This window comes from Kingella kingae, from assembly GCF_900475905.1.
Classification (GTDB): domain Bacteria; phylum Pseudomonadota; class Gammaproteobacteria; order Burkholderiales; family Neisseriaceae; genus Kingella; species Kingella kingae.
In genome coordinates this window covers 1414212-1426780 of record NZ_LS483426.1, presented here as the reverse complement: position 1 = coordinate 1426780, position 12569 = coordinate 1414212, and the positions used below count along the sequence as shown (strand labels likewise).

The following is a 12569-nucleotide window of genomic DNA, read 5'->3' as shown; positions in this document are numbered from 1 at the left end:
AAATAACACGCGCAAAATAGAAATGATTTGGGTAAAAGACTGTTCAAGACAGTTAAAACAGTTTAGCATTTGCGGTTTATTCTCTCAACCCAAACATAAGGTATCGGACATGAGCATTCTATCTAACGTAAAACAACTCGGACAACAAATTTGGTTGGACAACTTATCGCGCAGTTTGGTGCAAAGTGGCGAATTGGCGCAATTTTTGCAAAACGGCGTGTGTGGCGTAACATCCAATCCTGCAATTTTCCAAAAAGCCTTTTCGGGCGACCCTTTGTACACGCCTGAAATTGCCGCACTCAAAGCCAAAGGTTTGGGCGCAAAAGAAATCTACGAAACGCTGGCAATCGCCGATGTGCAGGCTGCTTGCGATGTTTGCCGCGCCGAATTTGACAGCACCAACGGCAAAACAGGTTTTGTGAGCTTGGAAGTATCGCCCGAATTATCACGCAACACCGCAGGCACGGTTGCCGAAGCCAAACGCTTGCACGCCGCAATCAATCGCCCCAATGTGATGATTAAAGTGCCTGCCACCGATGAAGGCTTGGCAGCTTTGGTAGGATTGCTTGCCGAAGGCATCAGCGTGAACTTGACCTTGTTGTTCTCGCGCACCCAAACGCTTAAAGCCTATGACGCTTATGTGGCAGGCATTGAAAAAGCCTTGGCAGCAGGACGCGATGTTCGTGCGATTCAAGTCGTGGCAAGTTTCTTTATTTCGCGTGTGGACAATGCTTTGGACGCGACTATACCCGAATATTTGCAAGGCAAGGTGGCGATTTCGTTGGCAAAAGCGGCGTATCAAGACTGGCAACAATATTTCGCGCAGGCTGCTTTTGTGGGGTTGGCAGAAAAAGGCGCGAATCCTGTGTCTTTGTTGTGGGCATCAACAGGCGTAAAAAATCCTGCCTATTCCGACACATTGTATGTGGACAGCTTGATTGGCGCACACACCGTAAACACCGTTCCCGATGCGACTTTGGCGGCATTTATTGACCACGGCACAGCGACTTTGACTTTGCCCGAACAAACAGACGTTGCGCTCGCCAACATCGCCCAAGTTGCCGAATTGGGCATTGATTTGGAAACGCTGGCAACCCGTTTGCAAAACGATGGTTTGAAACAATTTGAAGACGCGTTTGCTAAATTGCTTGCACCGTTGGCGTAATCCAAAAAACAACAAAGCAGCCTGCATTTTTAAAATGCAGGCTGCTTTGTTATGGATTGATTATTGTGCAGACGAAGCAGCCTGAGACCTTTGCAAAACCCCATCTTTGGCGCATTTCTTCGTGATGCGCTTCTCGAACGCTTGAAAATATTTCAATATTATCTGCGCGTTCTGCGATGCTATCACTTTGAACTGCACTCAAATCTGGAGTTTTGCAAAGGTCTCAGCCTGCACATCATTGCTGTCTTGCGTGTGGCGTTTTAAACCACCGCCCAACACTTTATACAAGTCCGCCAAGTTTTCCAGCAAGCTCAACTGTGTAGATAAAACTGCGCTGGTTGATGAATAATGGCTGCGCTCTGCGTCCAATAAATCCAACGAACTAGACACACCGTGTTTGTAGCGCAAACGGGTCAAACGCAAACGCTCGCTTTGGGCTTTGTTTTGCGCCAAGTTGGATTGGTATTGGCTGGTAAACGCTGCACGCGCCACCAAAGCATCGGCAACATCGCGGAATGCAGATTCCACCGCCGCTTCGTATGCCACCACAGTTTTTTGTTGTGCGATTTTGGCTGCGTCCAAGTTGGCACTGTTGTTGCCCCAATCAAAAATTGGCACGCTCAACGAACCACCAAATGACCACGATTTGTTTGCCGATTCAAACAAATTGCTTAATTGATTGCTACCCAAACCAATGCTGCTGGTCAAGCTAATGCGTGGGAAAAAAGCCGCACGCGCTGCACCAATATTGGCATTGGCTTGTTTTAGATTGTGTTCCGCCGCGATGATGTCTGGGCGATTGAGCAATAAATCAGACGGCAAACCTGCTGGCAAATCTTGAATTTTGAATTGCTGCGCCAAAGGCAATGGTGCAGGCAAATCTTCTGGCAATTTTTGGCTGATGAGCAATTCCAATTGGTTACGCGCTTGTTCACGCGAACGCACCGCGCCTGCATAGCTGGATTTTGCCGATTCAATCAGCGATTCTTGTTGGCGCAATTCCAAAGCCGAAATCACACCAGCGCGATGACGCAACTGCATTAAACGATAGGTTTCTTCGTAGCTGTTTAAGGTGCGGTCTGCCAATTCCATGTTAGCAGTGGCAACCAATTCGTTGAAATAGGCTTTGGCAATGGTAGAAACCAAGCTCAAATGCGTGGCATCGCGGCTGGCTGCGCTGGCAAAATAGCTTTGCAAGGCGGCTTCGCTGTTGTTGCGAACACGTCCCCATAAATCCAATTCAAATGCCGAAATGCCCAAGCCTACGCTGTAACTTTCGCCCACGCCATTAGCAGGGTTGTGGCTGCGTGTTGCGCCTGCCGAGCCGTCCAAACCTGGTAATTGTGCCGAACGGGTAATCGCATATTGTGCGCGAACTTGTTCTACATTCAAGTTTGCCGTACGCAAGTCGGTGTTGTTTTTTAAGCCCAACTCAATCAATGCGTGCAAGCGTGGGTCAGCAAAATAATCTTGCCAGCCCAACGATGCGGCTTGAATGGCTTGGGTGTTGCTGCTGTTGTATTGAAATTGCTCGCTTGGCAGGTTAATTTGTGGCTGTTCGTATTTGGGCGCAAGGTTACACGCCGACAGCACAATGCTCATACCAATGATGCTTAACTGTTTTTTCATGATTTTGCTTTCTGTGTGATTTAAGTTACAGGCTGCTTTGCCCTTTTGTTCAATGGCTTGCGCCATACCCTTTTATACCCAAATCATAGATTTGGACAAAAGGGCAAAGCAGCCTGCACTTTTTTATTGATTAATCTTTACGCGGAAAATCCATGTCTTCTTCGTTATCAAACAAATCCAATTCGCCTTGTTCGGGAACAGGTTTGCCTTTGAAGACTTTGCGTACCATAACATAGAACATTGGCACAAGGAATACCGACAAAATCGTACCAATCAACATACCCCAGAATACCGAAGTACCGATGGCGCGTTGGCTTGCCGCCGATGCACCTGTTGCAATATACAATGGCACAACGCCCAAAATAAATGCAAACGAAGTCATCAAAATAGGACGGAAACGCAATTTTGCCGCGCGTAAGGCAGATTCGGCAGCGGTTTTGCCTGTTTCTTGCAAGTCTTTGGCGAACTCAATAATCAAGATGGCGTTTTTCGCGCTCAAACCCATTACGGTAATCATACCAATGGTAAAGTAGATGTCGTTTCCGTAGCTACGAATCAACGCGCCTGCGCCCACCCCCAAAATACCCAACGGTACAACCAAAATCACAGCAAATGGAATCGACCAGCTTTCATACAAAGCCGCCAATGCCAAGAACACCGCCAACGCCGCAAACGCATACAACATAGTGGTTTGCGATGAACCTTTGGCTTCTTCACGCGATTGACCTGCCCATTCCAAGCTGAAATCGCCTTCCAATTCGTCCACCATGCGTTTCACTTCTGCCATCGCTTCGCCTGTGGATTTGCCTGCGGCAGGTGCGCCTGTTAGCTGCATGGCTGGGTAGCCGTTGAAGCGTACGCTTTGTTCCATGCCTGTTTTCCACGTTGCTTTGACAAAGTTAGACAAAGGCACGAGTTCGCCACGATTGTTTGGCACGGTCAATGCCAAAATGTCCGCAGGCTGCATACGCGCTTTGGCATCGGCTTGCACAATTACACGTTGCAAACGTCCTTGATTGGGGAAGTCGTTTACATAAGACGAACCCAATGCCACGCCCAACACATTGCGAATGCTGGTAAAGCTGACGTTTTGTGCGGCGGCGGTGGCGCGGTCAATTTCAATGTTCAGCTGTGGTGCGTCTTCCAAACCACTGCTGCGAATTTGTTGTGGGTTGAACATTGGGTTTTGACGCATTTTGCCCATCAATTCGTTGCGGCGAGCCAGCAAGACATCGTGTCCTGCGTTACTGCGGTCTTGCAAATAGAAGCCGAAACCTGAATCGTTACCCAATTCCATAATCGGTGGCGGACTTAATGCAAATGCCATACCATCTTGCAATGTACCCATCAACGCGCCTGTGATTTTGTTAGCCAATGAGTTGGCATCGCTACCAGGTGCGGTGCGCTCGCTCCAATCTTTCAACATTGCAAAACCCATTGCCATGTTTTGACCGTTACCCGAGAAGCTGAAACCCGATACGGTAATCAAGTTTTCTACTTCGGGCATATTGGTGATGATTTGTGTCGCGGTTGCCAAAGAAGCGTCGGTACGTTCTTGGGTTGCACCTGCTGGCAACTGCATACTCATCATAATGAAGCCTTGGTCTTCGTTGGGTAAGAATGCAGTTGGCAAGCGTTTTATCAACACGGCTGCACCTGCAATAATCGCTAAATAAATCACCACCATCACACCTGCTTTACGCAAGGTTGTGGCAATCCAGCCAGAATAAGTGCGTGTGCCAGAATTGAATTTACGGTTAAACCAGCCAAAAAAGCCTGTTTTAGCATGATTGTGTCCTTTGGCAATCGGTTTGAGCATGGTTGCGCACAAAGCGGGGGTGAGTGACAACGCCAAAAATGCTGAAAAGCCAATTGCAAATGCCATCGTCAAGGCAAATTGGCGATAAATATTACCTGTTGCGCCGCTGAACATGGCAAGTGGCACAAACACCGAAATCAATACGGCTGTGATACCAATCACCGCGCCCGAAATTTGGCGCATGGCTTTTTTGGTGGCTTGACGTGGCGATAAACCTTCTTCCGCCATAATGCGTTCTACGTTTTCCACGACCACAATCGCGTCATCGACCACGATACCAATCACCAATACCATGGCAAACATGGTCATCACGTTAATGGACATGCCCAAATACGAAATGGCGGCAAATGCACCGAGCAAAGAAATCGGTACAACAATGGTCGGAATCAAGGTGTAACGGAAGTTTTGCAAGAACAAGAACATCACCAAGAACACCAATGCAATCGCTTCAAATAGCGTGCTAACCACTTTTTTAATCGACAATTCTACGAATTTTGATGTGTCATACGGTGCAACCCAAGTCACACCAGATGGGAAAAATTCTTCCAATTCTGCCATTTTGGCACGAACGGCAGTAGCCGTTGCCATGGCGTTACCCGTAGTAGAAAGCGATACCGCCATACCTGTGGTGGGTTTGCCGTTTAAGCGTGATGTCGAGCCGTATGATTGGCTGCCCAATTCAATTTTTGCCACATCGCGCAAATATACGTTTGCACCTGTTGCATTGCTTTTGAGCATGATTGCGCCAAATTCTTCGGCGGTTTTCAATTGACCATCTGCGGTGATGGTTGCCGAAATGGTTTGACCTACATTGGCAGGTTGTGCGCCCAAAGAGCCAATCGCCAGTTGTGCGTTTTGTGCGCTAATGGCAGACGATACGTCGGCAAACGATAAACCGTAGCTTTTGAGTTTGGCTGGGTCAACCCACACGCGCATGGCACGTTGTGCGCCAAACAAATTCACATTGCCTACACCATCAATGCGTTGTAATTCGGGAATGACGTTGCGTTGCGCGTAGTCGGCAATTTCTTCTGTGTTACGCGTATCCGAAGTCAGCATCACCACCATCAGGAAGTTAGAACGCGCTTTGGATACGTTCACACCATTTTGTTGCACGATGGAGGGCAACTGCGAATTTACTTCGGACAGTTTGTTTTGTACGTTTACCTGCGCTAAATCGGGGTTGGTATCGGGCGTAAACGTGAGTGTAATTGAGCCTTGTCCGCTTGATGTGGCAGAAGTGGACATATAATCCAAACCTTCTACGCCATACATATTGCGTTCAATTATCGCCAACACGCTGTCTTCCAATACTTGTGCCGATGCACCTGGGTAGGTGGCAGTCAAAGTGATGGTGGGTGCGGCAACCGATGGATATTGCGAAATAGGCAATTTGGAAATGCCAATCACACCTGCCAGCATAATAAAAATGGCAATTACCCATGCAAAAATCGGTCTATCAATAAAAAACTTAGCCATGTTTCTGCCTTTCTATTATTGCGCCGCAGAAGCTGCTGATTCGGTTGCAGAAGCAGCCTGCACTGCCGATGCAGATTCAGAAGCAGCCTGCACATTGGTTGCAGGTACAGATGTGCTTGGTGCAGCCATCGAAAGTGCAGGCTGCTTATTGGCAGGTTGCCATTCTTTTGGTTGGACTTTTTGTGCGCCCGACATTGCGGCAATCATTGTGCCATCGACAATCACTTTATCGCCTGCTTTCAAGCCTTCGGTAATGACCCAATCGCCGCCCTTTTGTCCTGTTACTTTCACAACGCGCGGTTCCATTTTGCCTTCTGGCGTTACCACCATAACCGTGTCTTTTTCGCCACGAGTCACGGATTGTTGTGGCACAACAAAGGCATTCAACACGCCAGCCAACGGCAATTTCACGCGGACATACATACCGCTACGCAACAATTGCTCTGGATTAGGCACGGCAGCGCGAACCATTACTTGACCTGTGGCTTCATCAACCGAGCTATCAATAAACAACAGCTGACCTTTGTGTTCGTATTCCGAGCCATCTTCTAACAAAATGCCCACTTGAATGCCGTCATTGCGTACGCGTTCTTGCGATAACAGCTGGCGATGCAGTTGCAAAATTTCCGCAGACGATTGCTGGATATTCACATACAACACATCGGTTTGTTTAACCGTTGCCATTTGGGTTGAATTGGCTGTTACCAACGCACCTTCGGTTACCAACGATTGACCAATAAAACCTGTAATCGGCGACACAATGCGCGCGCGGTTCACATTCACTTGCGCTGCGCGAATCGAGGCTTGCGCTGCTTTAATTTGCGCTTCGGCAGAGCGTTTTGCCAACACCGCTGCATCGTATTCTTGTTTGCTAATCGCATCGGCTGCCATCAATGGGCGATAGCGAGCTAAGTCCGCATCGGCTTTGGCGGCGGCAGCTTGTGCGCTCAATAAACTAGCGCGCGCACTTTCCAAGCTGGCAGTGTAAGTTGCATCGTCTAATTGATACAAAGGCTGCCCTGCGCGCACCATTGTGCCTTCTTCAAATAAACGGCGTTGCACAATACCACTCACTTGCGGCACGATGGTTGCCGATTTAACGGCTTCCAAACGACCTGGCAAATCGTATTCTAATAAAACATTTTGCGGTTGAACCGTTACCACATTAACGGTGGGAACGTGTGCTGCGCGTGCGGCGGCGGCTTTTTGTTGCGCTTCCGATTGTGCCGAATTATTGCAGGCTGCCAATGCCAACAAAGTGGCGACGGCAATCACTGCCATGCGTTTAGTTGAATGTAATTTCATAGGTTTTCCTGATGAGATGAGTGTGCAGGCTGCTTGATAAATTTGCATTCTGCTATGACAAAGATAAAAAACGCGCTATTATACATACATCGATGAATGTCTTTGTAACTTTTTTACATAGCTTCACAATTTTTATAGTAGCGATTTAAAGTTGTTTACATTTCAAAGTGTAACGCAAACAGAAAGCCCCAAATTTATGAGAAAAACCAAAGAAGAAGCGCAAAAAACACGCCAACATTTGTTAAACGCTGCATTAGAAGTTTTTTGGCGCAAAGGCGTTACCCAAGCATCGCTGCATGAAATCGCCGTAGAAGCAGGGGTCACACGCGGTGCGCTCTATTGGCATTTTAAGAACAAAGAAGATTTATTCGAAGCGTTATTTGAACAAAAATTCCATGTTTTCCTAAATAAAATCAACGATGAAAATCTAGAACAAGCGTCCGATGTGTGGCAACATTTGCGCCAAAGTTTGTATGATTTATTTGACTTGCTGCAAAACGATGAGCAGCAGCGCAAATTTTGCAGCGTGATGAACCTTAAATGCGAGCGCACGCCCAATAATCAAACTATTACCGATTTGGCAACGCGCTACCACAAAAGCATTCGTTTTCAGATTATGCGCGCGTTCGAATTGAGCCAAGCGCAACAAAAATTGCCTGCACACACCAATTTGCAACTGGCAAGCTGGTATTTGGAAAGCAATTTGGCTGGCTTGATTTTGATGTGGATTAGCGACCCAGAGCGGTTCGATTTAACGCCCACCGCACGTTGCATCATCGACACCAGCATGAACACGCTGGAACAAGGTTTATTGGTGCAGGCTGCTTGATTTAGGTATAATTGCGCCACGATTAATGAATACACCAACAAAGCGGCAGGCGCGTGGCGTGAGTCGCTTTTTTGAATGACTATGCTAGACAAAATTTTCAATAAAAAAAATCCGCCCAGCGCAGGCAAAAAGCAGCCTGCACGTCCACACACGGCAAAAAACAAATCCAAAGCAGAAACAGGTAAACGCAAAGCAGACGCTGCATCAAGCAAGCAGCCTGCACGTCCCAAAGTAAGCATCATCACACCGCAAAACAAAACAGCCAGCACTTCGGACAACAAAAAAGTGCAGGCTGCTTCTGTTTTGGACAAAGACCGCAATTTGGTTGCCGACACGATTTGGATGTTTGTGTTGGTCTTGACGATTTATTTGGGCTTGTCGCTGCTGGGATTTAGCATGAAAGACCCGTCGTGGTCACGCAGCATCGCCAACACGGGTTATGTCAGCAACTTTGGCGGTTTGCTGGGCGCGTGGATTTCTGACGTGTTTTACTACTTGTTCGGGCTATCGGCATGGTGGCTGTTGATTGCGCTCTGCGTGTGGCTATATCGCCATTTTCGCCCTGTGTTGGACGGTGGTATGCCGCCGTATAACTCGTGGATTGGCGCGGTTGGCTTGGGCATTTTGTTGATATGTAGCCCTGTTATGGAAGTGTCTATCTTCTTGAATTGGCTGGACAATCGCTTACCTTTGGGCGCAGGTGGTTTGGTTGGCTCGTTGGTGGCATCGGGTACACAATATATGTTGGGCAAAACAGGCAGCATGGTGTTTTTGCTGATTGGCAGTTTGCTGGCGTTGTCGTTACTTATCCAAATTTCGTGGTTGGATTTTTTGGAGCGCGTGGGCAATCAATTGGAACGCTTTTTCAAACAACTGTTTAGCGACAAAGACAAAGAAGTCGTGCCAACTTTGTTCCCCGATGCCCCTGCTGGGCAACGTGCGCCCAATCCGATTGAAACACTGGTAGCAGAACCGATTACACAGCCCATCGGCAGCCGCACCAATCGCAAAATGTCGGTTAGCGTGGCGCAACAGCAACCTAAAATCTCGCGCCCAAACCGAGTGCAGGCTGCTTCAGTTGATGGCTATTGCTTGCCCGATTTAGACAGTTTGCGCGAACCTAAATCCACCCAACAAACCGAAAACCCAGAACATTTGCGCCAAGTGGGTAAACGCATAGAAGAAAAATTGGCGGAATTTGGTATTGAAGTTACTGTGGTCAGCGGCATGGCTGGGCCTGTGATTACGCGCTACGAAATTGAACTAGCCAAAGGCGTAAAAGGCAGTCAAATTGTAGGCTTATCCAAAGATTTGGCGCGGAGCTTGTCGGTGCAATCGGTGCGCGTGGTAGAAACCATTGTCGGCAAAAACACTATGGGCATTGAGCTGCCCAACGAACATCGCCAAGAAGTTTTGTTACACGAAATTTTTGCGTCCGATGTCTTCAATGACGCGCAATCCAAATTGACCGTTGCGCTGGGCAAAGACATTGCAGGCTTGCCTGTGGTGGGCGATTTGGCAAAAATGCCGCATTTGCTGGTGGGCGGTATGACCGGCTCGGGCAAATCGGTGGGCGTGAACGCGATGATTTTGTCTATGTTATACAAAGCATCGCCAGACGAAGTGCGCTTTATTATGATTGACCCGAAAATGCTGGAATTGTCGGTTTATGAAGGCATTCCGCATTTACTCTGCCCAGTTGTAACCGATATGAAAGCGGCAGGCAATGCGCTGAACTGGTGCGTTGCCGAAATGGAAAAACGCTATCGTTTGTTGTCGCACATGGGCGTACGCACGTTGGCGAGCTTTAACGAAAAAGTGCAGGCTGCCAAGTTGGCAGAAAAAGCCATTCCTAATCCGTTTAGCTTGAACCCAGACGACCCCGAGTCGCTGGAAAAATTGCCGCAAATCGTTGTGATTATTGACGAGCTTGCCGATTTGATGATGACGGAGAAAAAAGCCGTAGAAACGCAAATCGCCCGATTGGCACAAAAAGCGCGCGCCGCAGGCATACACATGATTATCGCGACCCAACGCCCCAGCGTGGACGTGATTACAGGCTTGATTAAAGCCAACGTGCCAACGCGCATGGCGTTTACCGTGCAAAGCCGCATTGACAGCCGCACCATTCTGGACCAAATGGGCGCAGAAGATTTGCTCAAATACGGCGATTTGCTGTTCTTGCAACCAGGAGAGGCCGAGCCGACTCGTTTGCAAGGCGCGTTTGTGAGCGATGACGAAGTCCACAATGTTGTGTCGTTCATCAAAGAGCAAGCCGAGCCAAACTATATTGATGGCATCTTAACAGGCGAAGCCACGCAAGAAACGCAGCAAATCATCAACCCAGAAGGCGGACAAAATAGCGGCGATGAATTGTTTGACCAAGCGGTACAGTTTGTGGTCAGCAGTCGCAAAACGTCTATCTCTGCACTGCAACGCCATTTACGCATTGGCTACAACCGCGCTGCCAATTTGATGCAGGCGTTAGAAGATGGCGGCATTGTGTCGCCACCCGATAACAGCGGTGCGCGACAAATCTTTGCGCGTGGCGAATAAAAAGCAACCTGCACTTTGTAAAAATAGTGTAAAATATCGCGGTTTTTATTTTGATTCGCCAGCCGCGTTACCCACCAAGCTGAATTTGAATGCGCGTGCAGTTCTATCCAAAGTGTAGCGCGTATCCAAACACAAAATAAATCATTCAATTTGTTCATGAACTTAAAACGAAAAGGAAAACTTAAATGCAAGTTTATTACGATAAAGATGCCGATTTGTCTTTGGTAAAAGGTAAAACCGTGGCGATTATTGGCTACGGTTCACAGGGTCACGCACATGCTGCAAACTTGAAAGATTCAGGCGTGAACGTGGTAATCGGTTTGCGTCAAGGCGCGTCTTGGAACAAAGCAGTTGCCGCTGGTTTTGAGACTTTGAGTGTGGCTGATGCAACCAAAAAAGCAGACGTTGTGATGATTTTGTTGCCAGACGAAAATCAACCTGTTGTGTACAAAAACGAAATCGCACCAAACTTGAAAGACGGTGCAGCGTTGGCATTTGCACACGGCTTTAACATTCACTACAACCAAATCGTGCCACCTAAAAATGTGGACGTGATTATGGTTGCGCCAAAAGGCCCAGGTCATACCGTTCGCAGCGAATTCTTGAAAGGCGGTGGCGTGCCATCTTTAATCGCGGTTTACCAAGACTATACTGGCAAAGCCAAAGACATCGCCTTGTCTTACGCGGCTGCAAATGGCGGCACAAAAGGTGGTGTGATTGAAACCAACTTCCGCGAAGAAACCGAAACTGACTTGTTCGGCGAACAAGCCGTATTGTGCGGTGGCGCAGTTGAATTGGTTAAATGCGGCTTTGAAACTTTGGTTGAAGCGGGCTACGCACCTGAAATGGCATACTTTGAATGCTTGCACGAATTGAAATTGATTGTGGACTTGATGTACGAAGGCGGTATCGCCAACATGAACTACTCAATCTCTAACAACGCAGAATACGGCGAATACGTTACTGGCGTTGAAGTGATTACCCCTGCAACCAAAGAAGCGATGAAAAAAGCGTTGTACCGCATTCAATCTGGTGAATACGCGAAAATGTTTATCCAAGAAGGCGCGACAAACTACGCCAGCATGACGGCTCGCCGCCGCTTGACTGCCGACCACCAAATTGAAAAAGTGGGCGCACAGTTGCGTAGCATGATGCCTTGGATTGCCAAAAACAAATTGGTTGACCAAGACAAAAACTAATCCGATTGAATCAACGGATTAAAGTGCAGGCTGCTTTTGAGCGTATATTTCAAAAGCAGCCTGACACCTTTGCAAAACGCAAATGTATCTAAAATTTAACAATGGTCGTCATTCCCGCATAGGCGGGAATCCATCTAACTTATTCAGTTATTTGGATTTATTTCAAGTAGCCTAAATTTTCCGTTGGATTCCTGCCTACGCAGGAATGACGGCATGAAATGGTCATTATTGCAGCCATCATGCGAAAGCTCGCCAAACTTTGCTATTGCATACACAAATCGCAAAAGCCTTTTGACAAATCGCGCTACCAGTCAAAGACGGCTTAAAACAGAATAAAGATACGGAACAGATGCTAAAATTAGCACCTGTGCTTTTTTGCATCCTGAAAAAACGCAACTGATAAAATACACAAATAAAACAAATAGTTATGAAATTCTGTTTATTTTTTGATTGACTGGCTATACTATCATCTTAATTATCAATATTCTGGAAAAGAATTGCATCGTTTGTTGAATTGATCAGCATGAATTGAAATGCCAAACTTAATCGGTATAAATACAACGCCAAAAGACAAATTGTGCTAAAATT

General features: G+C 47.4%; 7 protein-coding genes. 4 read left to right on the top strand and 3 right to left on the bottom strand.

The window, feature by feature from the left end; genetic code table 11:
- Positions 1-109 precede the first annotated feature (109 nt).
- The gene (gene tal, locus DQN52_RS07630) at positions 110-1165 is read left to right on the top strand and encodes a transaldolase (protein ID WP_032827718.1); all 1056 of its coding nucleotides are present in this window, start codon (positions 110-112) and stop codon (positions 1163-1165) included.
- A 198-nt stretch (positions 1166-1363) separates the two neighbouring features.
- Here tal and DQN52_RS07625 read toward each other — a convergent pair whose 3' ends face one another.
- The 3 genes from DQN52_RS07625 to DQN52_RS07615 all read right to left on the bottom strand — a co-directional run bounded on the left by DQN52_RS07625 (position 1364) and on the right by DQN52_RS07615 (position 7397).
- On the bottom strand, positions 1364-2794 hold the full coding sequence (locus tag DQN52_RS07625) for an efflux transporter outer membrane subunit (RefSeq protein WP_032827751.1): 1431 nt from the start codon (positions 2792-2794) through the stop codon (positions 1364-1366).
- Positions 2795-2924: 130 nt separating this feature from the next.
- Positions 2925-6092, bottom strand: coding sequence for an efflux RND transporter permease subunit (locus DQN52_RS07620; protein WP_003786916.1), 3168 nt, complete (start codon positions 6090-6092; stop codon positions 2925-2927).
- 15 nt (positions 6093-6107) lie between these two features.
- A complete protein-coding gene (locus DQN52_RS07615) occupies positions 6108-7397 on the bottom strand; it encodes an efflux RND transporter periplasmic adaptor subunit (protein ID WP_032827719.1) in 1290 nt (429 codons plus the stop codon).
- A gap of 196 nt (positions 7398-7593) precedes the next feature.
- Here DQN52_RS07615 and mtrR point away from each other — a divergent pair, with 196 nt between their 5' ends.
- The 3 genes from mtrR (at position 7594) to ilvC (ending at position 11981) form a co-directional block, all read left to right on the top strand.
- Positions 7594-8226: a multidrug efflux system transcriptional repressor MtrR gene (mtrR, locus tag DQN52_RS07610; protein WP_003786920.1), complete on the top strand. Its 633-nt coding sequence runs from the start codon at positions 7594-7596 to the stop codon at positions 8224-8226.
- Positions 8227-8307: 81 nt separating this feature from the next.
- Positions 8308-10782, top strand: a complete 2475-nt coding sequence (locus DQN52_RS07605; RefSeq protein ID WP_032827720.1) for a DNA translocase FtsK — start codon at positions 8308-8310, stop codon at positions 10780-10782.
- A gap of 185 nt (positions 10783-10967) precedes the next feature.
- Positions 10968-11981: a ketol-acid reductoisomerase gene (gene ilvC / locus DQN52_RS07600; RefSeq protein ID WP_003786924.1), complete on the top strand. Its 1014-nt coding sequence runs from the start codon at positions 10968-10970 to the stop codon at positions 11979-11981.
- Positions 11982-12569 lie beyond the last annotated feature (588 nt).

What these genes read in the sequence shown, in the direction of transcription:
- tal (WP_032827718.1), top strand. Translation starts at nt 110, where the DNA reads ATGAGCATTCTATCTAACGTAAAACAACTCGGACAACAAATTTGGTTG.
- DQN52_RS07605 (WP_032827720.1), top strand. Translation starts at nt 8,308, where the DNA reads ATGCTAGACAAAATTTTCAATAAAAAAAATCCGCCCAGCGCAGGCAAA.
- DQN52_RS07615 (WP_032827719.1), bottom strand. Translation starts at nt 7,397, where the DNA reads ATGAAATTACATTCAACTAAACGCATGGCAGTGATTGCCGTCGCCACT.
- DQN52_RS07625 (WP_032827751.1), bottom strand. Translation starts at nt 2,794, where the DNA reads ATGAAAAAACAGTTAAGCATCATTGGTATGAGCATTGTGCTGTCGGCG.
- DQN52_RS07620 (WP_003786916.1), bottom strand. Translation starts at nt 6,092, where the DNA reads ATGGCTAAGTTTTTTATTGATAGACCGATTTTTGCATGGGTAATTGCC.
- mtrR (WP_003786920.1), top strand. Translation starts at nt 7,594, where the DNA reads ATGAGAAAAACCAAAGAAGAAGCGCAAAAAACACGCCAACATTTGTTA.
- ilvC (WP_003786924.1), top strand. Translation starts at nt 10,968, where the DNA reads ATGCAAGTTTATTACGATAAAGATGCCGATTTGTCTTTGGTAAAAGGT.